Source organism: Sphingobacterium sp. UBA6645, assembly GCF_002455685.1.
GTDB lineage: Bacteria > Bacteroidota > Bacteroidia > Sphingobacteriales > Sphingobacteriaceae > Sphingobacterium > Sphingobacterium hotanense.
In genome coordinates, this window is record NZ_DKLH01000063.1 from 434 (window position 1) to 22315 (window position 21882).

Consider the following 21882-nt stretch of genomic DNA (forward strand, 5'->3'; position numbering starts at 1 on the left):
AAAACTTTCATGTTTCCTTTGAGATACCAACAGAGATGAAAGTTTCTGATGGCCTCTGGAAACAGACACTTTCAGAAAAAAAGCGCAATATTTATTGCGCTTTCTCCTTTTCAATTTTAGATTATTTCGGCTATGAAATTTCCTTGCTGATGAATTACTGCTCTTTTATCAATAATCTCCTGAACATTTATCGTTCCAATCACATATTTGTGATTTTCACTGTAAAAACGCTCAGAAATATTAATGAAAATGATGTTTTCTAGTACATCTTCGTCATCATATCTGAAATATACAGTGATTGTATAGTCTTTTGTGTACTGTACTTGCTGTGCATCCAGATGTTTCTTGTATTCGTAACGGTAATCATAGCGCAATGCAGTGATGTCCGATAATACTGCAGAACCCGTCGGGTGACCGCCGGCGCCTTTTCCTAAAAAGAATTGCTCATCAGCAAACGCAGCTTTCACCAATACACCATTATATTCATTTTCTACATTGTACAGAATATTGCTCTTTTTGATGAACTTCGGCAGAACATATAATACCACCTGATGATTATCAACCTCCTTAGCCAATGGAATCAGCTTGATCTTATAATCTTTCTCGCGCGCATAGCGAATATCCGCATCGCCCAGCGTATCAATACCTAAGTTTAAGATTTCGTCTGGATTAATATATAGTCCATAAGCATGCGAAGCAACGATTGCCAATTTAAATTTAGGATCAAAACCACCGACATCTAACGTAGGGTCGGTTTCTGCAAAACCCAAATCTTGTGCTTTCTTCAAAGCAACATCATAGCTTTGATCTTCATTGAAGATCTTGGAAAGAATGTAATTAGATGATCCATTGAAAATACCGCTCACCGAGTGCAATAGCTCGTTATCATAATACTCTTCAAGATTACGGATGATCGGAATACTTCCGCAAACCGCACCTTCATATAATAGCGAAGTGCCATGCTGATGTTGAATTTCAACGAGCTCTTCTAAATGTGTAGCAATCATTTTCTTATTTGCTGACACGACATTCTTGCCAGAAGATAAGGCGCGCTTTGTGATCTCGAATGCAGCATCGGCATCGTCAATTAACTCAACAACGGTATTGATTTCCGGATCTTCTAATATAGCGTTTGCATCGGTAGTGAATAATTCAGCAGGAAGGCTTCTTTTCTTATCTGGATTTTTGATAACAAATTTCTTAATCTCTAGATTTAAATCCTTCGTCTTGATAATATCGTACAATCCTTGGCCGACAACGCCGAACCCAAACATCCCGATAACAAGTTTTTTACTCATGGTATTCTTTTAGTGTTCTCTTTTCGTTTTTATATTCTTATTTGCAATCAATTGGTGCTTATACCTACTTGATTTTCTCAAAAGCTTGCTCTAGATCTGCTTTGATATCGTCGATATGCTCAATACCTACCGATAATCTTAGCTGTCCTGGAAGTACACCAGCCTTAGCTTGGTCTTCAGCACTTAATTGCTGATGCGTTGTTGCAGCAGGGTGGATAATTAACGTCTTCGCATCCCCAACATTCGCTAGGTGGCTGATCAATTGCAAAGCATCGATGAAGTCATTTGCTTTCTCAACACCGCCTTTAACAGTGAATGATAAAACAGCACCGTAGCCATTCTTTAAATACTTCTGTGCATTTTGATGATATGGGTGGTTTTTCAATCCAGGGTAGCTAACTTTCTCTACTTGAGGATGAGCATCCAACCATTGTGCAATCTCTAATGTGTTATCAACATGACGTTGAACGCGTAATGATAAGGTTTCTAAGCCTTGTACCAATAAGAAAGAGTTGAATGGAGATAGGGCAGGACCGAAGTCTCTCAGGCCTTCTACTCGCGCTCTAATAGCAAACTGTATGTTTCCAAAAGGACCATTCTCACCAAATACATCAGCGAAAACTAATCCATGATACCCTTCTGAAGGTTCTGAGAATTGTTTGAATTTGCCATTTCCCCAGTTATAGTTACCACCATCGATGATGACACCACCGATACTAGTACCATGTCCACCAATCCATTTTGTTGCAGATTCAACAACAACGTTCGCACCATGCTCCAATGGCTTAAACAAATAACCTCCAGCACCGAATGTATTGTCCACGATTAATGGAAGGTCGTGCTTCTTCGCAACAGCAGCAATGCGCTCAAAATCCGGGATGTTGTAGCTCGGATTTCCGATTGTCTCCACGTAGATAGCTTTTGTTTTATCATCAATCAAAGCTTCAATTTTATCAGCATCCGTATCTTCTGCAAAGCGAGCTTCGATCCCTAAGCGTTTAAAAGAAACTTTGAATTGGTTGTAGGTACCTCCGTACAGATTTGCACCCGATACAAAGTTATCACCTGCCTCTAGGATATTCGTTAAAGCGATGAACTGTGCCGCTTGTCCCGAAGCAACAGCAACTGCCGCAACACCTCCCTCTAATGCAGCGATGCGCTTTTCAAACACATCCGTTGTCGGGTTCATGATACGGGTATAAATATTTCCGAATTGTTTTAATGCAAATAGATTAGCACCGTGCTCTGCATTTTCAAATACATAAGACGATGTTTGGTAGATAGGCAATGCTCTAGAACCAGTAGTAGGGTCTACTTCTTGTCCTGCATGTACCTGTAATGTTTCAAATTTTAAGTTCTTAATATCAGCCATTGTTGTAATTTTTTAAAATGATAAATAATGAATTATGTTCTTTAATCGCTAAGCTTTGGTCGTCATGTAGAGGTATGAGAATTCCTTATCCAAGGAATCTGGGAATACCGACGACTATCGCATTCGTGAACAGGTGTTCACGACGAAAAAGATAGTATAAGGAGAGTTGCTAGCAGGTTTGCCGCTAGAAAATCCAATAAAAGAATTTGTAAATGTTGAAGTCATAGTCTTTTGTCATTTATATGCTCCGCAGCTTAATTGCTTTGGACAGGAATTGGCACCTTTTCAATCGTTATTGAAGGTTGCCAGTGGGTCTTTGAGCCAGTCTCTCGCCACTTCTTTATAAATCAAGACCAATCGTTTTGAAGGGTTTTGATTAGGTGCCAATTGCTCGGCACTGCGCAAATATACATTGCTAAAATCAATTATGCAATGTTTTTTTAATAAACAAGCTTCTGAATTCGATAAGTATTGAAAATATCGAACTCAGAAGCTTGCAAAAATATCAATCTGATAATAGCCTCAGCTTAATAAGAACCAGGTTTTAAATCGCGCATTTGGATAATCTGGTCTACGATGTAGACCGTGTTTCCACGCCATGGCAATACACCACGGTATTCCTTGTAGTGAAGATCGAATACTTTTCCGCTGTTCACTTCCAGAATACGATAGATAGAATCGTTCTCCACAGAAAACTCAAACTGATTGCTCGTTAATCCTGTACCGGTTTTAGTTGCGCCAAAGCCTTCTTGAATCAGTTTTCCTTCGTAGGTCTTAAATATATTACCTTTCTTCACGGCATAGTTCAAGACGCCGGATTTTACGCCCTCGCCAAAAACATTGTAGTAATTCCAATAGACCCAACCTGCAACGATTAGGACAACAATTAATAGCGTCCAGCTGATAAACTTGCCGATCATTGATCCACCTTTCTTAGGCTGTTGGTTTGTTGTGGTTTCCATGTTCTTATATTTATTTGTCTGCAATCCGCAAAAAAGATACCTAAAATAAAAACTTTACGCGAAAAGAAATCCATTAGTAGCTGTATCTCCGCAAATTATTTAGAAACAAATACTAGGAAAGTTTTTTGATTTCCTCAACTATGCCTTCCTGCGTCTGCTTACCAACCGGAACGAGTGGCAAACGAACCGTGTCTTCACCAAATCCTTTTTGCTTCAGGATGTATTTTACCCCTGCTGGATTACCTTCGATGAAACATAGGTCGGTAATGCGAAGAAGATCTGAATGTATAATTCTCGCTTGCTCAAAATTACCCTCTAAACATAGGTGTGCTAACGCTGAAACCTTGTTTGGATAAGCATTTCCAACAACTGAGATAATACCTACGGCTCCCAAAGCAATCATTGGCAGGGTAGCAGGATCATCACCTGATATCAACATAAAATCTGCTGGCTTATCACGTAGAATCTCGCTGAACTGTGCAAAACTGCCTGACGCTTCTTTGATAGCAACAATGTTCTTAAAATCATTTGCTAGTCTAACGGTAGTTGCAGAGGTCATATTGCTGCCCGTTCTTCCCGGTACGTTGTACAAGATAATCGGAAGGGGAGAGACCTCAGCAATCGCTTTATAGTGTTGGTAAATTCCCTCTTGCGTAGGCTTGTTATAGTATGGAGATACCGATAGAATTGCGATATAATCCAATACATCGAAATTCTTAACCTGCTCAACAATTTCCATGGTGTTATTGCCGCCAATGCCCGCAACCAAGGGAATGCGTTTATCTACATGCTTCGAAGTAAATGCCCAAACCTGCTTTCGCTCCTCCTTCGACAATGTGGCTGTTTCGCCAGTTGTTCCCAAAGAAACGATGTAATCAATTCCCCCATGAATTTGGTAGTCAATCAGCCTACCCAGGGTCTCATAATCCACAGATCCGTCTGCATTAAAAGGTGTAACGATAGCTACACCTGCTCCTTGAAGCTCATTCATTCGTATATAATTATTTAATGTATGTATTCTATTTGTTAATCATTGCCAATAGCTCGCCTTCCGAAATAATCGGTACGCCCAGCTTCTCAGCCTTTGCCAATTTCGATGGCCCCATCTTATCCCCGGCAACTAGGTAGTTCAATTTTGCGGATATCCCACTAAGCATCTTACCCCCATGCGATTCAATTAATGCTGTAAGCTCTTCACGAGAGTAGTCGGCGAAGACGCCAGAAATCAAGAACGTCTGACCAGAAAGACCGTCGCCCGCAAGCACAATTTCTTTCTCTTCAATTTCAAATTGCAGACCCGCCGCTTTCAACTTCTCGATCTCTTCCCAATGCTCGGGCTGGTTCAAGTAAAAATGTACACTTTCCGCGATACGGAAACCGATATCCGGAACAGATTCAATCTCTTGAGCAGATGCTGCCGCGATAGCATCGATATTCTTAAAATGCTGTGCTAATTTCTTGGCAACTGTCTCACCGATATGACGAATCCCTAAGCCAAACAGTACTTTTTCAAATGGCTTTTGTTTAGATGCCTCCAAGCCGGCTAACATATTGTCGATAGACTTTTGACCAAATCTTTCTAAGCCTACTAGCTTATCCTGATGATCCTTCAACGCATATAAATCTGAAATCTTAGAAACCAAGCCTAAGCGATAGAAAGTTTCTATCGTCTCATCACCAAGACCTTGTACATCCATCATCTTGCGACCGATAAAGTGCTGGAGCTTTCCAACGATTTGCGGTTTGCAACCATCCTCATTCGGACAATAATGAACGGCTTCGCCCTCCTGACGGATAAGCTCGGTTCCACATTCCGGACAGTGCGTAGGGTAGACAATAGCAACAGCGCCCGCAGGACGTTTTTCTACATTCGCAGCAATAATCTTCGGGATAATTTCACCGCCTTTTTCTACAAATACCGTATCGCCTTCATGTAGATCCAAACGTGCGATTTCATTCGCATTATGCAGGGATGCCCGCTTTACGGTTGTTCCTGCTAATAGCACAGGTTGCAAATTAGCAACAGGGGTCACTGCACCCGTTCTCCCAACCTGATAGCTGATGCTCTTCAAGATGGTTTCTACACGCTCTGCTTTAAATTTATAGGAAATTGCCCAGCGCGGAGACTTTGCTGTAAAGCCAAGATCTTCCTGCTGTGCATAATCATTTACTTTAATAACAATCCCATCAATCTCATAGGATAGCTTATGTCTGGCTTCATCCCAATAATGAATGAAATCTAATACCTCGTCGATATTGTTGCAAAGTTTGGTATGCTCGCAAACATGGAAGCCCCATTCTTTTACAGCTTCAATACTCTGCCAGTGATTGTCGAATAGTTTATTTCTATTGTCGGCATACAAAAAGTATAGGAAGCAGTCTAACGGACGCTTGGCAACTTCGGCGGAATCTTGTAGCTTAATGGTGCCCGACGCAAAGTTTCTTGGGTTGGCATAAGTCTGATCGCCGTTCTCTTCACGCTCCTTGTTCAAACGAAGAAACGCCGACTTATGCATAAAAATCTCGCCTCTGATTTCAAACGTATCTGGAAAAGTGCCTTTTTTTAGCTGGTGCGGAATACTACGAATCGTACGAACGTTGTTCGTTACTTCATCACCCTGCGTACCATCACCACGCGTTACGGCTTTCAATAGCTTTCCATTTTCGTAGGTCAACGAAATAGATAAGCCGTCGAATTTAAGTTCGCAAACATATTGAAGCTGATCGCCAATGACCTTCCTTACGCGGTTGTCAAAATCTTTTAACTCCTGCTCATTATACGTATTGCCCAATGACATCATTGGCCATTTATGCTTTACGGTCTTGAACTTTTGCGTAATATCTCCACCAACCTTTAAAGTAGGAGAGTTGGGATCACGATATTGTGGATATTGAGCCTCTAAGGATTCTAATTCTTTGAGTTTTTGATCAAAATCATAGTCAGAAATTAACGATTCGGCCAATACATAGTACTGATAATTATACTCGTTTAATTCCTGGGTGAGCTGCTCAATTTTTGACTGGATATCTGCTGACATAGACCACGAAAATACAAAATATTCTAGGCCTAAAACAATTTAAAACAACTATTTAATTAAATACGCAAACTATAGAGCAATAAAAGATAAACCAGTAAAAAACATTCTTCAGCAGAACATCTAATGATGGAAATTATTGTCTTTTAGTTGAGAGAATTTATGGATATTATTCAGATAAAAATCCCATACGATGGAGTTCTTGTATTGACCAACTTTGTTCTCTTTGCTCGAATATGTCTTTCGTTTTCTTGCGTTTTTGATGAAGTTTTTGACAAAATATTGATGCGCGCGGCTCACGGCCCATGCATCCTTCGGTTTTCGTTCCATCAAGAACTTCAGTAAGGCCGCGAAATCCAACCAAAAGCGAAGGAAAATCTTCCAAATACCTTGACCAACTGGGAGGTTCTTTTGTAGCATTTGGAGATTATTGCGGAAGTTTAAATATGTTTTATGCGGGTTGCTGGTGTTCAATGTGCCGCCACCGACATGATAGACCAGAGAATTAGGACAATATCCAATTTTGTATCCTAGCTTCTTCAATCGCCAGCACAGGTCAATTTCTTCCATGTGGGCGAAGAAATCAGCATCGAAGCCACCGACTTCTTTCCAGGCCGCCGATTTTATGAATAATGCCGCTCCGGTGGCCCAAAATATTTCTTTCTCATCGTCGTATTGCCCCTCATCCTTTTCCACTTGATCGAAAATTCGGCCACGGCAAAACGGAAATCCAAAATAGTCAATATAGCCGCCTGCAGCACCGGCATGCTCAAAATAACCCTTTTGATGATAAGATTGTATCTTAGGTTGCACAGCCACTAGCAATGGGTCTTTTTCCATCTGCGCAATAACCGGCTCTATCCAATTCTGAGACACTTCAACATCCGAGTTCAGTAGTACATAATAGTCCGCCTGAACACGCTTAAGTATTTCATTATACCCACCCGCGAATCCTAAATTCTCAGAATTCTTTAAAATGGTAAACTTCGGGTAATTCTCTTCAACATATGCAATAGAGTCATCGGACGAACCATTGTCGCCGATAACAAACTCAATATTTTGATAAGTGCTGTTAAACACGGAAGGAAGGAATTTCTCCAAGAAAAATCGACCGTTCCAGTTTAATATGACAACTGCTACTTTTGGATTATTAGTCATTTAACTCCTTCTTTTTCTTTTCCATCGACGATGAGACCATAACCAATAAGCAGGCTCCTCGCGAATAATCTGCTCCGTAAACCGATTATGGATATGGGTAATCTCATGTTCTGGATACTCATCAGGATTTTCTACTAATGTAGTGAACTTACAATAGTAATATCCTCTTTTTTTCTTTCTTCTGATCTCACAGAATACGACAGGATTCTTTGTCATCCGAGCGATACGCTCGGTACCGGTATAAACTAATGTCTCCTGATTCAGAAACTCCATGAAATAATCAGACTCCTGATATACAGGCGTCTGATCCGCCACAAACATACTGATATGTGGTACATTTTTCAACTTTATCATGTGCCTCAGAATCTGTTTCATCGGCACCATCGTCGCTCCAAACCTGGTTCTGATGCGGTTATAGACTTCGTTGAATACTTTATTATTTAAAGGTTTGTAGATGATTAGCTCGGGCGTATCCATCATCAACGAGAGACTATGGATACCCATCTCCCAATTGCCATAATGCGCTGTTACACCGATGACCGATTTGCCAGCACGTATATGCCGATAAACCTCCTCTGGGTTCAAAAGTTCAATACGTTCGCGAACGGCCTTCTCTGAAATGCTCGCTAGCTTTACAATCTCAACCAAGAGATCAGGGAAATATCGATAAAACTCTAGCGCAATCTGCTTGATATCTGCGTCGGACTTCTCAGGAAAGGCATTTCGTAAGTTCTCAAACACCACCCGTTTCCTATAGCCAATCACATGAAAAATTAGCACAAAAAGTACATCTGAAATCAAATATAACAACCAAAATGGTAATAATGAAATAAGATAAAGTAATCCCGATACTAGTTTTTCTTTCATCACAAGTGATAAGTACTATGCAAATATCCCCAAATAAAGCTATTTTTGCGGACATTTTGTTGTTTATTTACTTATGTCATCAGGACTTTTAATGCCGGCGTGCTATTTGCCGAATGTTTCTTACTTCCATGCGATAAAACAAAACGATCAACCCCTTGTGATTGAGCAATTTGAAAATTATCCAAAACAGACCTTCCGTACCAGAACGCAAATCGGAACAGCTAATGGTATCTTGGATCTGATCGTGCCGATTGTGCACGGCAGAAAAGAACGTGTTAGAATGAAAGATGTCAGGATCAATTATGATCACCCTTGGCAACGCCTGCACTGGCTAAGTATACAGACCGCCTATCGCAGTTCTGCATATTTCGAATTCTATGAAGACGACTTTAGAGAATTTTATGAAAAAGAATATGAACTTCTTTTAGATTATAATACGGAGCAAATTAAGCTGATTCTCAAGTTGTTGAAAATGAATAGAGAAATCAGCTTCTCGGAAAGCTATACCGATGTGGAGGGGGGGATAGACTATAGAAAAGCAATACATCCGCGACAGACTTCGCCAATGAGCGATCCAAAACCCTATTATCAGCTATTTGAAGAAAAGAACGGATTCATACCGAATCTAAGTATTATCGATCTACTCTTCAGCCAAGGTCCGCAATCAAAAAACTTCTTATAGAAACTAATTTGAATCGCTGGTAAAACAAATTGTACGGGAATATTGTTAATTAATAAACCAACAATTTTTAATGAGGAAATTAGTTTTACTGGCATTTTTTTGCTGGGTGTCATTTAGCGCGTTCGCGCAAAAAGGTGCGGATACCTTACATTATAACAAAGTTTACTACTTCGGCGGGACTGGTATTGCCCTTCCTTTAGGGAAAACCAAACAAGCCCTTTCTACGAAGCTTTTTACGGGAAGTATGGGGCTTGATATTTCTTTAAAGAACCCCAAATATTATCTACAGCCAACATTGTATTTGATGAATTTCAAATATGATCAGTTATTCCCAGACTCTAAATATAATCGTGTGATAGAAAATGCCCGTGCCTCGATGTATGTACTTTCTTTGGCCGGAGGTATTCGTCGGCAATGGAACCGCTTGAACACGTATGCCTATATAGGACCTGCCGGTGCGCTGAATATCGAGCCTAGAGCTCAGGATGCAGGAAATAATGAACTCGTGGAGCTTCATTATAAGTATAGCATCTCCCCAGCTGCTAAAATCGGAATAGGGGCGGACTATAAATTCAAAGGCTTTTTCTTAGGGACGGAACTCGGATACATGCATAATTTTAGAGAAATTCAAGGGAATCCAGTCAATGTAATGACCTTGATGGTTGGGTTGAAATCGGATATTACCAGTTTGAAAAACAAGGTGGTAGACGTAATCCAGAATACGACCAACTAGTGTTTTTTGAACGCAAGAAAAAAGAAATATTAAAAATTTTAATAAAGATACAATAATCGAATATTGACTTCGTTATAATAAAGAATAGAAGAAAAAATATTTAGGTTAATAATTGGTTTGGTAAATACCTGAGGTTCCCCGCCTCGGGTATTTTGTTTTTTGGGGCTGTTGTTAAAAACATCAAGTATGTTCATCTCCCTTGCTTTTTCAATATAGACCAGAAGGTTTTATACGGGCATTTTTGCTTGTGAAAATCACCAAGCAAACTCTGGAAATAATTTGTAACAAAAAAAAAGTGTAAAAGATACACTCTTTATATAATAAACGTCAACAACTACCGTTTAGATAGTAAATTCATAATTTCATAATTTAGGTTAATAATTGGTTTGGTAATACCTGGGGTTCCCCGCCTCAGGTATTTTTTATGTGCTCATCGCTGTTATCAATGTGCCGAATCACTCGACATGGATTGCCTACAGCAACAACATTGGCTGGTATATCTTTTGTTACTACCGACCCGGATCCGATAACGGAATTATCGCCTATACTGACGCCGGGATTAATAACGGTATTGCCACCAATCCATACTTGATTGCCTATCGTAATCGGCTTGGAGAATTCCCAGCCTTCTGTGCGTAGCTTTGCGTCAATAGGATGGGAGGCCGTGAATAGGCTAACATTTGGAGCAATCATCACATTGTCGCCGATGCTGACCTTCGCGCCGTCGAGAATAACTAAGTTATAATTCGCATAAAAGTTATCACCTATTTCTATATTATATCCATAATCGCAGCGGAAGGGCGGTTCTATAAAAAAACGGTTGGAGGTTTTTCCGAAGAGTTTTTTGATAATCTGATTGCGGGCTTTAACCTTCGTGGGATCCATTTGGTTGAACTCATGAAGCATCTTTTTAGCTTGTTGCCGCTCTTGAAAGAGCTCCCCGCCCATATCCAAGAAGAGCTCTCCAGCGATCATTTTTTCCTTTGCTGATTTCATTTTAAGATGATTTTACTGAATTGGAAAGATACAAAAATGTACGTTCAGCACTTACATCCCGAAAAAAACTTTCATTTTTCCATTAATATCCATCACAATGATGAAAGGTCTTGGCGCTCCTTAAAAACACAATAATGAAAAAATTAAGGGAAGTTATAGGAATCTTGATTTATATTTAAAAATCTTGTATATTTAACAAATAAACCAAATTATCTAAGACATTGATTAAAGATCTCATTAACCCTTATTTAAACATATTTGATTACCGCGGTAAATCATCTATCAAGGAATTCTGGACATTCTATATCGCTACTTTTTTGCTTACGATTATTTTGAGCGTAGTTGGGAAAAGAATAGGTATTGAAAATCTCCATTATTATCTAATCGGTCTTAATTTTTTCCCGATGTTGGCTTTGGGATTCCGTCGAATGAATGATGTCGGTATCAACAAATGGCTTTTTCTTTTACCAGTCGCTGGAGTCTATTTGGCAGCACTGCCAGCTAAAGGCGAAGAGTTGAAATAGGATAGGGCTGCGGCGTCGGATTTTGCTTGCTGCTGATTTATTACTTGATGTGCGATTTTATTGCTCGAGATCTCATATCAGCTAGTTAGGTGTTGAATTGCCGTTCATATGATTATTATGAGGCTTTGTTATATTTCTCTAATTGGATATTCTTTTTTTCGAACTCTTTTTCTGCATTTATTAAATCATATCGCATTTGTAGCTTCAGCCAAAAATCTGGCGAACCCCCAAATACCTTACTAATTCGAATCGCCATATTTGGAGATATGGCGGACTTCTCATTTATGATTTTTGAGAGGTTTATCCGCGTGATCCCTAACAGTTTTGCTGCGTCTGTCACCGATAAATTGTTGAATTCTAGTATATCCTCTTTTAATAGTAATCCAGGATGTACAATGGGATTTTGTTTCATAGTGCTCCTATTTTATTGTTTTTCAGCGTTTAATGTGTGTCTAAGTAATGAAGGTCATACGCATCTCCATTTTCTAATCGAAAGATTATTCTAAAGTTTCCACTTACATCCATCGACCAAAATCCTTGATAAGGTGGCTTTTTCAATGCATGAATCCGGTATTTCTTAATGATTGGTTCTGGCAAATCAGATATGCTATTGATGCTATCGATATAGTTTAAAATCTTGATAATCTTATTGACGCTTTCCGGAGGAAGTCTTTTTGTTTCTCCCGATTGCCATAAAGCTTTTATAGCTTTATTTGTAAATGATTTTATCATTTGCCAGATACATTAATGCATAAAAAAATCTCGGCTATTGTCATGTAAATTGTAAAGTTACAATTTACAATTCTTCAATTCAACTAATATTTCACTAGGTCTATTTTGTTGGAAGCAGATATAAAATGACAGAGCAGCAATATAAAATGAAATCATACCTACTATCTAACACTTACATTTTAAAGCTTGTTCTGACCCATTTCATACCCAATCGGAAAGGGTTATGATAGGGTTTTGTATTGGGTTTGTATTGGGTTTGAAAGGGGTTAATGTCGAACGAGTTTCGACGAGTTGTAGATCGGTATATGGATCTTTCCTTTAAAACTGTTATGTTTCGAAGGTAATTCCGATAAGGATGAAAGTTCTTAGCGTACTATGAAGACGAAAAATCTTCGAAAAAATAAAAAGCAGCTGCCTTTTCAGACAGCTGCTTTTCAATGTGTTTTTGTATTTTAATCTACTAGTTTCCTTTTATGGATTAGTTTAAGTTGATAACAAACTCTTCTTTGTTAACCCTTACTTTTTTAAGATTAACCAACCAGTCGTTCTGTTCGTCACGGTATCCTAATGCTAAAATCGTAACAGATTTCAGTCCTAGTTTATCTAATCCTAAAAGCTCGTCCAATTGTTCGTTGATAAAGCCTTCCATTGGTGTTGCGTCTACACGTAATTCTGCTGCCGCAGCAATCGCGATTCCGAAGCCGATGTAAGCTTGGCGCGCTGCATGATCAAAATGGGCGTCTTTTGTTTGTGTTTGGAAGCGAGCAAATAATCCGTTTTTATAATCGTCCGCAAAGCCTTCCGGTAAACCACGCTCTACCTGTTGTTGTAGGAAAGGTGCGTCTACGCGCTCTTTCGTGTATTCATCATACGCAGCGAAGATCAAAAGATGCGAAGCATCAACGATTTGTGACTGTCCGAATGCGATTGGCTGAATTTTAGCTTTTAATTCAGGGTTACTTACTTCGATGATTTTAAATGGATGTAGGCCTGAAGAAGTTGGCGCTAAGCGCGCTGCTTCGATAATCTGATCAACTTTTGCTTGTTCTACTGCCTGACCGTTCATTTTCTTGGTGGCATATCTCCATTGTAAGTCTTGTATTAAACTCATTGGTTTTTAAAATTATAATTATGATAAGCTGTATATTAATTCTTTTGTATGGATTGCGTGAATGCTTGAATACTGTCTGCTAATACTTCGGATGGGCATACGGAGTCCCATCTATTTATTGTCAGTAATTCGATGGCTACCACGCCGTGAAGGATAGACCAGAAGCTGCGATATTTTACACAAGTGTTCAAGTCTTTCTTGCCACTGCTCTCAATAAGCTCGTCGATAAATTGGCGAAGGTAATTCGCTAACTCAGCGATTGCAGGTACTTGCTGATGCATTTCACAAGTAGGTAAACCCACCCCAAACATCAACTCATAATCCTTCGGGTTTTTTGAAGCGAAGAGCCAATAGCCTTCGGCTAACTGTTGTACCCTTTTTTCAATAGGATCGGTCGGTACAACACATGCTTCCATTTCTTTTTTCAATGCCGCAAATCCCTCTGCTACAAAAAAGGCAGTAATGGCTTCCTTGCTTTCAAAATGCTTGTAAACAACGGGTACCGAATATTCGATGGCGTCGGCAATCTTGCGGATAGAAAGCGCAGCCCAACCTTCCATGTTCACAATTTCACGTGAAGATGTGATGATTTGGTTTTTCACTTCTTGTTGTTGCCTTAGCTTTCTTTCGGATAAGCCCATTTTTCTTTATTTTGTTAACAGTGTTAGCAAAAGTAACAATGCTAATTAAAATGTGAAAATGTATAATTGAAAACGACAAAAAGATGACATTTTACAATCAGGAAAATTAGATTTAACTTTAGCTATGAACATTCTTAAAAGTAAGCGTAAAGTCTCCTTGGTGTTGGGAAGTGGGGGTGCCAGAGGGCTGGTACAGATTGGGGTCATTCGAAGTTTAGAAGAGAAGGGTTACGAAATCGATGAGGTTGTTGGTTGTTCCATTGGCGCCTTAATTGGGGCGGCTTATGTGGAGGGACGGCTGCAGCAATTGGAAGATTGGATGTTGTCTATCAACCGTTCGATGATCTTTAAGCTGTTGGATTTTACAAATCCTAGATTCGGTCTTTTGAAGGGTGAGCGGGTGTTCGAATCCTTAAAAGACATCTTTCCGGATAAGAATATTGAGGATATGGATATTCCTTTCCGCGCAATAGCTACGGATATTAAAAATGAGAAGGAGGTGGTGTTTGAGAAAGGGTCAGTTTATAAAGCGATTCGTGCTTCTATCGCCATTCCTGCAGTCTTTACAAGTGTTCTTTCTGATGATATCAGCTTGGTAGACGGGGGAGTGGTGAATCCTTTGCCGATCAACTTTGTGAAGCGTAAGCGTCGCAATATCGTGGTGGCTGTAAATTTAGATGGAAAACCTAACCCGCGCTACGGACCGGTAGCATTTGATAAGCCGGTAAACTCGATCGGAATGTTGCAGGAAGCTTATTTTGTGATGAGGCGGAAGCTGGCTGCACTTTCGGTAGAGCTTTACAAACCAGACTATTTGATAAATATTCCTCATAATATTGCGGGTTTATGGGACTACGATAAAGCAACGCAGTTGATAGAACATGGGAAAATGCTTACGAATAAAGTTGTGCCTGATGCGGCATATAGAAAGAAAGTCGTAATGGAAGAAAAGTAGGCTGTTGCGAGAGAGTGGCTTTTAATTGAAAGCTCGCTTTGATGGGAGTCCTTGCATAAATGGTCATCTGCAGTTCGACTTATTAACCGCCTTTATATTTTCAAAATATAAATACTGAACTTGATTACCCCATAAAAGTAGAGCCCTTTCGCGAAAGGGCTCCCATCAGTTCTATACATTTAACGACGTACTCGTTAATTATACCTTTTCCTGAATAAAGGTGTTCATGTGCAAGTTGAACTTTTCGGTATCCTCCAGGTTTGGAAGGTGTCCACAATGTTCAAACTCTATATACGTCGATCCTTTAATTTTTTTATGTAATTCCTCCATTAATTCCGCCGGAGTAATCTTATCTTCTTTCCCTCGGATAATCAGTGTGGGCACTTTTATTTCGCTTAATACATCCGTTGTGTCCGTTCTAGCAGCGAGGGCGAGCAAAGTTGCACAGATGGATGAGATACTATTTCTGCGGATGCTGCTTTTGATCAGTTCGACCGCCTCAGGTTTGTCTTCAACCGAGCGCGCCGAAAAGACATTGCCTACAAACCCGATAGCGTAAGGGCGACGCCCATGTTGCAGTACCGCCTGTACAGCATCGAAGCGCTTCTGCTTCCCGGCATTGTCATCTGCCTTACTATGGGTATCACAAAGAATCAATCCGGAAATCTTCTCCGGGAATAGCTGATAAGCACGAAGTGCAATGTAGCCGCCCATGGAAATTCCACAAAGGATAGCGTCTTCAATCTCAAGCTTGCGCATTAGGACACCCAAGTCTTTCGCAAAAACATCAATGGAAAAGAAACCATGACCTTTCGTGCTATTGCCATGACCACGAATATCTACTGCAATACCCGTGACATTGTCTTCTAAGCTTTCCAGTTGGTCGCGCCACATGTTCTTATTGAATGGAAAACCATGCAGGAAGATGATGGTTTTTTCGGGTGTTTCTGTCGCTTTCTTGATATGATAAGCAATACTAAGATCGCCTATTCTAATTTTATTGCTCTTAATGATACGTTCAGCCATAATTGTAAATATATTAAAATCAACAATATGACGTAAATATAGTTTTGAAATGAATGAAAAAAGAAAAAAAGGATTTGGAAAATTTAAAAAAGTACCGATATTTGCCCCACCACAAGGGGATATCCACCCTCATAAAGCGCTCATAGCTTAATTGGATAGAGCACCTGACTACGGATCAGGAGGTTAGGGGTTCGACTCCCTTTGAGCGCACATTTTCCTTTTTAGTATTTAGTAGTTAGTATTTAGTATTTAGACCTCAAATCGGTAGATTTTAGATATGAGAGTTTAGATCTTAGACCATCATGGCCTCCCATGCACTCTTTCGTCCTTGATTCAAATAATCCTCCATTCCTTCAATCCGACCAGCTTTTAATCTGTAAATGGCACTTCAGGGTCTTCATACTAAATACTCACTACTAACTACTATGATTTTATTTTGCTCAATACAACGGTGTTAGCTAGAAATGTTAAAAAAAGTTTTGCTCAGCAGATTATTTCCGTATATTTGCATCACCAAAACAGAAAAGGCAATAAGTCGTGAAGTAATGGTTGCCGCGCTCATAGCTTAATTGGATAGAGCACCTGACTACGGATCAGGAGGTTAGGGGTTCGACTCCCTTTGAGCGCACTGAAAGAAAGCCTAATTCTTAAGAGGAATTAGGCTTTTATTTTTTATCTTGAAAAATAAAAATAACGACAAACTATGCTAAACCTTGTATTATTCGGACCTCCAGGAGCAGGAAAAGGCACTCAATCTGCTAAATTGATCGAAAAATATGGACTACACCATATCTCTACAGGTGATATCTTTCGTGGACATATCAAAAATCAAACAGATTTAGGAAAACAAGTAAGCCAAATCATCGCTGATGGTAATTTGGTTCCAGACTCTATCACCATTGCGATGTTAGAAGAGGAAATCAAACAAAACCCAGAAGCTAAAGGCTTTATTTTCGATGGTTTCCCACGTACTGTAGCGCAGGCTGAAGCTCTGGATGCTTTCTTAGAGTCTAATAATACTTCAATTTCTGGGGTAGTAGCATTGGATGTTGATGAAACAGAACTTACACAGCGTATTGCTAAGCGTCAAGAAATCTCTGGACGTGCAGATGATGCAGCTGATAAATTGAAAAAACGTATCGAAGAATATTTCGGAAAGACAATCCATGTATTGCCTTATTACGAGGGTCAAGGAAAGTTGACTAAAGTAAATGGCATCGGGGATATTGAAGAAATCTTCAACAACTTGACAACGGTTATCGATCGTTATTAATAAGTATTAGGAGGATTAATGGCGCAGGGGTCAAATTTCGTTGATTATGTTAAGGTTTGCTGCCGCTCTGGACATGGAGGTGCAGGGTCAGCTCACTTACACCGTGATAAATTTACGGCAAAAGGTGGGCCTGACGGGGGCGACGGTGGCCGTGGTGGTCATATTATTTTAAAAGGGTCCACGCAACACTGGACGCTTTTACATTTAAAATTCCGCAAACATATTATTGCCGAAAGCGGTGAGCCCGGCGGAAGTGCGCTTCGTTCTGGTGCTACAGGAAAAGATGAGATCTTAGAAGTTCCTCTAGGAACGGTAGCTAAAAATGCAGAAACAGGTGAGGTTTTGTTCGAGATTACGGAAGATGGCGAGACGAAGATCTTAACAGCGGGTGGTCGCGGAGGCCTTGGTAACTGGCACTTTAAATCTTCAACACAACAAACTCCTCGTTTTGCACAGCCTGGTATGCCGGGTAAAGAAGAATGGGTAATCCTTGAGCTGAAAGTATTAGCAGACGTAGGATTAGTAGGTTTTCCTAATGCTGGTAAGTCTACTTTATTATCTGTTGTTTCTGCTGCAAAGCCTGAGATTGCTGATTATCCTTTCACTACGCTAGTTCCAAATCTAGGTATTGTTAGTTATCGCGATAATAAATCGTTCGTGATGGCTGATATCCCAGGAATTATCGAAGGAGCTTCAGAGGGGAAAGGTTTAGGACATCGTTTCCTACGTCACATCGAGCGTAACTCTGTTCTACTGTTCATGGTGCCAGCCGACACAGATAGAACAATAGAGGAAGAATATGACATCCTATTGAACGAACTTACAGCATATAATCCTGAGTTATTAGACAAACCGAAATTGCTAGCTATCACGAAATCGGATATGCTAGATGAGGAACTGGAGAAGGAAATGGAATTGCAAGTTCCGAAAGACATTCCGCATGTCTTTATCTCTTCAGTAACTGGTAAGAATATTCAACAGTTGAAAGATTTAATCTGGAAAGAGATTAACAAATAATATAAAAAGCAACTTCGGTTGCTTTTTTTGTATTTTGTCATTATGGATGTATCTTTAAAAGAATTCTTGGATAAAAAGGTTGAAGCGTTTAATACGCCTGATTTTATTCCAGCCGACCCAATTAGTATTCCCCATCGCTTTACCTTAAAACAGGATATTGAAATAATGGGATTCTTTGCCAGTATCTTGGCGTGGGGACAACGGAAGACAATTATCAATAAGTGTGTTGAACTCGGTGAACGCATGGATAATGCACCTTTTGATTTTATCATCAATCATCAGGATGAGGATCTAAAGCAGCTGTTGGGCTTTAAGCATCGTACCTTTAATGATACTGATCTACTATATTTTGTTTCCTTTTTTAAACAGCATTATCAGCGGTATTCTTCGCTAGAAGATGCTTTTTTGCAGGAGCCTTTTGTTGCGGGGGTCAACCGCGTGGAACAAGCCCTAAATAGTTTCCGCTCTTATTTCTTTTCCTTACCTGATTATCCTACGCGCACTAGAAAACATATCAGTTCTCCTTTACAGAAGTCGAGCTGTAAGCGGTTAAATATGTTCTTGCGATGGATGGTGCGTAAGGATGATGCGGGGGTAGACTTCGGGATATGGAACAGATTGCGTCCTAGCGATCTGATATGTCCATGTGATGTACATGTGGAGCGCGTTGCTCACAAGTTTAACTTAATTCAAGGTGACAAGGTCAATTGGAAAACCGCCGTTGAACTTACTGAGAACCTTCGGGAGTTAGATCCATTAGATCCCGTAAAATACGACTTTGCTTTATTTGGTATCGGAGTGATCGGCGAGATGTAACAGTCGCTTAGAGAAGCTTAAACATCTCTTTATGCGGGCCAATACCCGGTATATCGAACTCATCAGACATGTATTCGAAACCTAGACTTTCGTAGAATGGATATGCGACCTCACGTGCATTAAACCAGAAGTAGGGGATATGCAACTGCTCTTTCAGATGATCGATAGCTGCAAGTAGCAATTCTTTTGCATAGCCTTTACGACGTCCATCCGGATGTGTTGCCATCCCACGTAATCGATAAGCCTCATGAGGTAGCTTAGGATGATTTTCTTTTTGGCAGGTTAAGACGCAAACTAGCTCGTTTTCTTCATTGAAATATCCCAAATGGAAAGTCTCGGGGAGGAGATCTTGCGGGTTAATACATTCTTGCTCAGATAAGCCATTGCGCAGTACTAGACTGCGCAAAGCTAGCGTATCTTGTAAAGAGATGAACCGTATCATTTCTTAGCTACTATTTCTAATAAATCAACCAATCTGTTGGAATATCCGAATTCATTGTCATACCATCCGACAACCTTGACCAATCCACCTACAATACTTGTCAATTGCGAATCGAATACACAGGAATATGGATTGTTTATGATATCTACGGAGACGATAGGATCTTCCGTATAATACAATACATTCTTGAGCCCATTATCTGCAGCCTCTTTAAACTTCTGATTGATCTCCTCAACAGTGGTTTCTTTGGCTAAGGTGCAGGTAAAGTCGGTTAAGGAACCGTTTAATACCGGTACACGGATTCCTGCGCCTCCTAACTTCCCTTCCAAATGCTTAAATACATTGGTGATCGCCTTAGCAGCACCAGTAGTTGTTGGGATAATGGATGCTGAAGCAGCTCTAGAGCGACGAAGATCACGATGCGGGGCATCGTGAAGATTTTGATCACCGGTCATCGAGTGCACGGTCGTGATGTATCCATCTTGAATCTGCCAGTTATCATCCAGAATCTTAATCAGGGGTGCTACGTTGTTGGTAGTACATGAGGCATTCGAGAATACAGGCGTAGACCAATCGAAATCTTGATCATTGATACCTAATACTACCGTCGGCACTTCTTTATCGGGTGAAGGAGCAGATATAATAACCTGCTTCGCGCCAGCCTGAATATGCTTCTCAGCTAATTCTTTTTTTACGAAATGACCTGTAGATTCTACAACGACGTCTATTCCTAATTCAGCCCATGGCAGGTCTTCCGGTGATTTCGCATTATAAACTTGGATAGTCTTTCCGTCGACATACAAATGCTGGTCGTCATGCTTGACATCGCGATGCAAGGGACCATGAACAGAATCGTATTTAAACAGATGCGCCAATGTCTTCGTATCTGCTAAATCATTAATCGCAACCACTTCTATATCGGAAAGATTACGATTTAATAAATTCCGTAAAGTATGGCGGCCAATACGGCCAAATCCATTAATGGCAATTTTCATTATTTTGTAAATGCTGCAATAACGTCTTCAATTGACTTTTCGCCTTCCCAGTATGTCTTTAGTGCTCCGTCAGCACCATATACATAATTCGCAGGGAATTTGCTAGGAACATGGAACTTCTGAATGAAATCCTGATTTCTATCGTATAACATCTCCACGTTAGGCTTGCCCTCTAATTCCTTCCCGAAAGAGGTGAAAAAGCTAGCCATCAAAGCAGGATCATTCATCGAAACATAGTAAACATTAATATTCTTTATCTTCTCGTAGTTCTTCGCTAAAGCACTTGTTTCATGCTGACAGTGTCCACATGAAGGATCAAATAATACAAACACGGTGTTCTTACCAGCAGGGATATCTGCTTTGCTAAACGCGATGCCCGATTTAACTTTATAGAAGTTGAAATCAGGAATACTAACTACAGGAGCCTTAACAGCAGGAACTTCAATTGGAGGAGCTTGATTAGGCGTAGTTGTTTGCGCATGGTTGTGACCTTCGTGACCCGCAGCGCTATGATCATGTCCGGCATGTTCATCTGTCGTTTGTTCCGGATTCGAGGAAGTATTGTTATTACAAGCAACTGTGCTTAGCGAGATCGCAAGGATAGGAATTAAGAACTTTGTTTTCATATCTGATTTTGTAAAGTGTAAAACTAATAAAAAAGTAGGGCTTGTTAGGTATTAGGTAGTATTTAGTATTTAGTAGTTAGTATTTAGACCTTATGCTGACCCATGCGTGACAATCAAGTGGGAGAGCGGAGGAAGGAAGGATAGATAGGAATAGTAAGTTCATTTGTATCGTCTTAAACAGGAAAGGAATATAGAGAATGGGTGTATTGTCTTTGAACCAGGAAAGGAAGGATGCAAGGATTGACAGGATGTGCGTTGTCTTTCAACCAAGAAAGAAAGGAAATTTGTCTTTGAACCAGGAAAGGAAGGATGCGAGGATTGACAGGATGTGCGTTGTCTTTGAATCAGGAAAGGAACGAAACTTTGTCTTGAACCAGAAAAGGAAGGATGCGAGGATTGACAGGATGTGCGTTGTCTTTGAATCAGGAAAGGAACGAAACTTTGTCTTGAACCAGAAAAGGAAGGATGCGTGGATTGACAGGATATTTGGTATGCCGTACAAATGGGGAGGAATATTGGTCGCTAAAGGTCTTTATACTAACTACTAATGCGAATTAAGGGTTGAAATATATTGGAAAAAGCTTCTTAAAAAGAGGGGTAAAAACTTGCATAAAAGCCTGA

Annotated in this window: 24 protein-coding genes, 2 tRNA genes and 1 riboswitch; of the genes, 10 read left to right on the forward strand and 16 right to left on the reverse strand. The window is 40.1% G+C overall.

Annotated elements, in window-relative coordinates; genetic code table 11:
- Window positions 1–116: 116 nt before the first annotated feature.
- The 7 genes from B2400_RS12165 to B2400_RS12195 all read right to left on the reverse strand — a co-directional run bounded on the left by B2400_RS12165 (window position 117) and on the right by B2400_RS12195 (window position 8692).
- The gene (locus B2400_RS12165) at window positions 117–1298 is read right to left on the reverse strand and encodes a homoserine dehydrogenase (protein WP_293933688.1); all 1182 of its coding nucleotides are present in this window, start codon (window positions 1296–1298) and stop codon (window positions 117–119) included.
- 64 nt (window positions 1299–1362) lie between these two features.
- Window positions 1363–2670 carry an O-acetylhomoserine aminocarboxypropyltransferase/cysteine synthase family protein gene (locus tag B2400_RS12170; protein ID WP_260040673.1) on the reverse strand — a complete coding sequence of 436 codons (1308 nt, stop codon included), beginning with the start codon at window positions 2668–2670 and terminating at the stop codon, window positions 1363–1365.
- 235 nt (window positions 2671–2905) lie between these two features.
- Window positions 2906–3019: riboswitch (SAM riboswitch) on the reverse strand.
- Window positions 3020–3197: 178 nt separating this feature from the next.
- Window positions 3198–3632 (reverse strand): hypothetical protein, encoded by a 435-nt coding sequence (locus tag B2400_RS12175; protein WP_246172248.1) that lies wholly within the window; start codon window positions 3630–3632, stop codon window positions 3198–3200.
- Window positions 3633–3744: 112 nt separating this feature from the next.
- Window positions 3745–4623 (reverse strand): 4-hydroxy-tetrahydrodipicolinate synthase, encoded by an 879-nt coding sequence (gene dapA / locus B2400_RS12180; RefSeq protein ID WP_293933692.1) that lies wholly within the window; start codon window positions 4621–4623, stop codon window positions 3745–3747.
- Between the two features lie 28 nt (window positions 4624–4651).
- On the reverse strand, window positions 4652–6670 hold the full coding sequence (ligA, locus tag B2400_RS12185) for an NAD-dependent DNA ligase LigA (protein WP_293933694.1): 2019 nt from the start codon (window positions 6668–6670) through the stop codon (window positions 4652–4654).
- 120 nt (window positions 6671–6790) lie between these two features.
- Window positions 6791–7825: a glycosyltransferase family 2 protein gene (locus tag B2400_RS12190; RefSeq protein ID WP_149526598.1), complete on the reverse strand. Its 1035-nt coding sequence runs from the start codon at window positions 7823–7825 to the stop codon at window positions 6791–6793.
- Window positions 7826–8692 (reverse strand): lysophospholipid acyltransferase family protein, encoded by an 867-nt coding sequence (locus B2400_RS12195; RefSeq protein WP_260040664.1) that lies wholly within the window; start codon window positions 8690–8692, stop codon window positions 7826–7828.
- A 73-nt stretch (window positions 8693–8765) separates the two neighbouring features.
- On the opposite strand from B2400_RS12195, the gene B2400_RS12200 reads away from it, so the two are divergent.
- Window positions 8766–9374: a WbqC family protein gene (locus B2400_RS12200; protein WP_293933697.1), complete on the forward strand. Its 609-nt coding sequence runs from the start codon at window positions 8766–8768 to the stop codon at window positions 9372–9374.
- Between the two features lie 70 nt (window positions 9375–9444).
- A complete protein-coding gene (locus B2400_RS12205; protein WP_187773862.1) occupies window positions 9445–10107 on the forward strand; it encodes a hypothetical protein in 663 nt (220 codons plus the stop codon).
- 411 nt (window positions 10108–10518) lie between these two features.
- Here the strand turns inward: B2400_RS12205 and B2400_RS12210 are convergent, their stop codons facing one another.
- Window positions 10519–11103, reverse strand: coding sequence for a sugar O-acetyltransferase (locus B2400_RS12210; RefSeq protein ID WP_293933700.1), 585 nt, complete (start codon window positions 11101–11103; stop codon window positions 10519–10521).
- Window positions 11104–11324: 221 nt separating this feature from the next.
- Here B2400_RS12210 and B2400_RS12215 point away from each other — a divergent pair, with 221 nt between their 5' ends.
- Window positions 11325–11627, forward strand: coding sequence for a DUF805 domain-containing protein (locus tag B2400_RS12215; protein WP_149526593.1), 303 nt, complete (start codon window positions 11325–11327; stop codon window positions 11625–11627).
- A gap of 115 nt (window positions 11628–11742) precedes the next feature.
- Here B2400_RS12215 and B2400_RS12220 read toward each other — a convergent pair whose 3' ends face one another.
- From B2400_RS12220 to B2400_RS12235, 4 genes are all read right to left on the reverse strand, one after another.
- Window positions 11743–12039 carry a HigA family addiction module antitoxin gene (locus tag B2400_RS12220; RefSeq protein ID WP_293933705.1) on the reverse strand — a complete coding sequence of 99 codons (297 nt, stop codon included), beginning with the start codon at window positions 12037–12039 and terminating at the stop codon, window positions 11743–11745.
- A 29-nt stretch (window positions 12040–12068) separates the two neighbouring features.
- Window positions 12069–12359, reverse strand: a complete 291-nt coding sequence (locus tag B2400_RS12225; protein ID WP_149526591.1) for a type II toxin-antitoxin system RelE/ParE family toxin — start codon at window positions 12357–12359, stop codon at window positions 12069–12071.
- Window positions 12360–12837: 478 nt separating this feature from the next.
- Window positions 12838–13470, reverse strand: coding sequence for a nitroreductase family protein (locus B2400_RS12230; protein WP_260040661.1), 633 nt, complete (start codon window positions 13468–13470; stop codon window positions 12838–12840).
- A gap of 35 nt (window positions 13471–13505) precedes the next feature.
- On the reverse strand, window positions 13506–14111 hold the full coding sequence (locus B2400_RS12235) for a TetR/AcrR family transcriptional regulator (protein ID WP_293933710.1): 606 nt from the start codon (window positions 14109–14111) through the stop codon (window positions 13506–13508).
- Window positions 14112–14235: 124 nt separating this feature from the next.
- Here B2400_RS12235 and B2400_RS12240 point away from each other — a divergent pair, with 124 nt between their 5' ends.
- Window positions 14236–15066, forward strand: a complete 831-nt coding sequence (locus B2400_RS12240; RefSeq protein WP_293933712.1) for a patatin-like phospholipase family protein — start codon at window positions 14236–14238, stop codon at window positions 15064–15066.
- Window positions 15067–15264: 198 nt separating this feature from the next.
- Here the strand turns inward: B2400_RS12240 and B2400_RS12245 are convergent, their stop codons facing one another.
- Entirely contained in the window at window positions 15265–16092 is an 828-nt protein-coding gene (locus B2400_RS12245; protein ID WP_149526587.1) for an alpha/beta fold hydrolase, read from the reverse strand.
- A 136-nt stretch (window positions 16093–16228) separates the two neighbouring features.
- On the opposite strand from B2400_RS12245, the gene B2400_RS12250 reads away from it, so the two are divergent.
- The 5 genes from B2400_RS12250 (at window position 16229) to B2400_RS12270 (ending at window position 19198) form a co-directional block, all read left to right on the forward strand.
- A tRNA-Arg gene (locus B2400_RS12250) sits at window positions 16229–16302 on the forward strand.
- Between the two features lie 344 nt (window positions 16303–16646).
- Window positions 16647–16720 (forward strand) — tRNA-Arg (locus B2400_RS12255).
- A gap of 75 nt (window positions 16721–16795) precedes the next feature.
- On the forward strand, window positions 16796–17365 hold the full coding sequence (locus tag B2400_RS12260; RefSeq protein ID WP_149526586.1) for an adenylate kinase: 570 nt from the start codon (window positions 16796–16798) through the stop codon (window positions 17363–17365).
- 18 nt (window positions 17366–17383) lie between these two features.
- The gene (gene obgE, locus B2400_RS12265) at window positions 17384–18382 is read left to right on the forward strand and encodes a GTPase ObgE (protein ID WP_293933718.1); all 999 of its coding nucleotides are present in this window, start codon (window positions 17384–17386) and stop codon (window positions 18380–18382) included.
- A gap of 42 nt (window positions 18383–18424) precedes the next feature.
- Entirely contained in the window at window positions 18425–19198 is a 774-nt protein-coding gene (locus B2400_RS12270) for a TIGR02757 family protein (protein ID WP_293933721.1), read from the forward strand.
- A 7-nt stretch (window positions 19199–19205) separates the two neighbouring features.
- Here B2400_RS12270 and B2400_RS12275 read toward each other — a convergent pair whose 3' ends face one another.
- From B2400_RS12275 to B2400_RS12285, 3 genes are read right to left on the reverse strand one after another with little or no spacing between them, the layout of a single operon-like run.
- Window positions 19206–19640, reverse strand: coding sequence for a GNAT family N-acetyltransferase (locus B2400_RS12275; protein ID WP_260040654.1), 435 nt, complete (start codon window positions 19638–19640; stop codon window positions 19206–19208).
- Window positions 19637–20635 (reverse strand): type I glyceraldehyde-3-phosphate dehydrogenase, encoded by a 999-nt coding sequence (gene gap, locus B2400_RS12280; protein ID WP_260040652.1) that lies wholly within the window; start codon window positions 20633–20635, stop codon window positions 19637–19639. The genes B2400_RS12275 and gap overlap by 4 nt, the downstream gene beginning before the upstream one ends.
- Window positions 20635–21261, reverse strand: coding sequence for a peroxiredoxin family protein (locus tag B2400_RS12285; protein ID WP_260040650.1), 627 nt, complete (start codon window positions 21259–21261; stop codon window positions 20635–20637). The genes gap and B2400_RS12285 overlap by 1 nt, the downstream gene beginning before the upstream one ends.
- Before the next feature lie 197 nt (window positions 21262–21458).
- On the opposite strand from B2400_RS12285, the gene B2400_RS12290 reads away from it, so the two are divergent.
- Complete coding sequence (locus B2400_RS12290) at window positions 21459–21809, forward strand: hypothetical protein (RefSeq protein ID WP_293933725.1); 351 nt, start codon at window positions 21459–21461, stop codon at window positions 21807–21809.
- Window positions 21810–21882 lie beyond the last annotated feature (73 nt).

Excerpts from the sequence above, each read along its gene's own strand:
- B2400_RS12165 (WP_293933688.1), bottom strand. The coding sequence starts at position 1,298 with ATGAGTAAAAAACTTGTTATCGGGATGTTTGGGTTCGGCGTTGTCGGC.
- B2400_RS12170 (WP_260040673.1), bottom strand. The coding sequence starts at position 2,670 with ATGGCTGATATTAAGAACTTAAAATTTGAAACATTACAGGTACATGCA.
- B2400_RS12175 (WP_246172248.1), bottom strand. The coding sequence starts at position 3,632 with ATGGAAACCACAACAAACCAACAGCCTAAGAAAGGTGGATCAATGATC.
- dapA (WP_293933692.1), bottom strand. The coding sequence starts at position 4,623 with ATGAATGAGCTTCAAGGAGCAGGTGTAGCTATCGTTACACCTTTTAAT.
- ligA (WP_293933694.1), bottom strand. The coding sequence starts at position 6,670 with ATGTCAGCAGATATCCAGTCAAAAATTGAGCAGCTCACCCAGGAATTA.
- B2400_RS12190 (WP_149526598.1), bottom strand. The coding sequence starts at position 7,825 with ATGACTAATAATCCAAAAGTAGCAGTTGTCATATTAAACTGGAACGGT.
- B2400_RS12195 (WP_260040664.1), bottom strand. The coding sequence starts at position 8,692 with ATGAAAGAAAAACTAGTATCGGGATTACTTTATCTTATTTCATTATTA.
- B2400_RS12200 (WP_293933697.1), top strand. The coding sequence starts at position 8,766 with ATGTCATCAGGACTTTTAATGCCGGCGTGCTATTTGCCGAATGTTTCT.
- B2400_RS12205 (WP_187773862.1), top strand. The coding sequence starts at position 9,445 with ATGAGGAAATTAGTTTTACTGGCATTTTTTTGCTGGGTGTCATTTAGC.
- B2400_RS12210 (WP_293933700.1), bottom strand. The coding sequence starts at position 11,103 with ATGAAATCAGCAAAGGAAAAAATGATCGCTGGAGAGCTCTTCTTGGAT.
- B2400_RS12220 (WP_293933705.1), bottom strand. The coding sequence starts at position 12,039 with ATGAAACAAAATCCCATTGTACATCCTGGATTACTATTAAAAGAGGAT.
- B2400_RS12225 (WP_149526591.1), bottom strand. The coding sequence starts at position 12,359 with ATGATAAAATCATTTACAAATAAAGCTATAAAAGCTTTATGGCAATCG.
- B2400_RS12230 (WP_260040661.1), bottom strand. The coding sequence starts at position 13,470 with ATGAGTTTAATACAAGACTTACAATGGAGATATGCCACCAAGAAAATG.
- B2400_RS12235 (WP_293933710.1), bottom strand. The coding sequence starts at position 14,111 with ATGGGCTTATCCGAAAGAAAGCTAAGGCAACAACAAGAAGTGAAAAAC.
- B2400_RS12240 (WP_293933712.1), top strand. The coding sequence starts at position 14,236 with ATGAACATTCTTAAAAGTAAGCGTAAAGTCTCCTTGGTGTTGGGAAGT.
- B2400_RS12245 (WP_149526587.1), bottom strand. The coding sequence starts at position 16,092 with ATGGCTGAACGTATCATTAAGAGCAATAAAATTAGAATAGGCGATCTT.
- B2400_RS12260 (WP_149526586.1), top strand. The coding sequence starts at position 16,796 with ATGCTAAACCTTGTATTATTCGGACCTCCAGGAGCAGGAAAAGGCACT.
- obgE (WP_293933718.1), top strand. The coding sequence starts at position 17,384 with ATGGCGCAGGGGTCAAATTTCGTTGATTATGTTAAGGTTTGCTGCCGC.
- B2400_RS12270 (WP_293933721.1), top strand. The coding sequence starts at position 18,425 with ATGGATGTATCTTTAAAAGAATTCTTGGATAAAAAGGTTGAAGCGTTT.
- B2400_RS12275 (WP_260040654.1), bottom strand. The coding sequence starts at position 19,640 with ATGATACGGTTCATCTCTTTACAAGATACGCTAGCTTTGCGCAGTCTA.
- gap (WP_260040652.1), bottom strand. The coding sequence starts at position 20,635 with ATGAAAATTGCCATTAATGGATTTGGCCGTATTGGCCGCCATACTTTA.
- B2400_RS12285 (WP_260040650.1), bottom strand. The coding sequence starts at position 21,261 with ATGAAAACAAAGTTCTTAATTCCTATCCTTGCGATCTCGCTAAGCACA.
- B2400_RS12290 (WP_293933725.1), top strand. The coding sequence starts at position 21,459 with ATGGGTGTATTGTCTTTGAACCAGGAAAGGAAGGATGCAAGGATTGAC.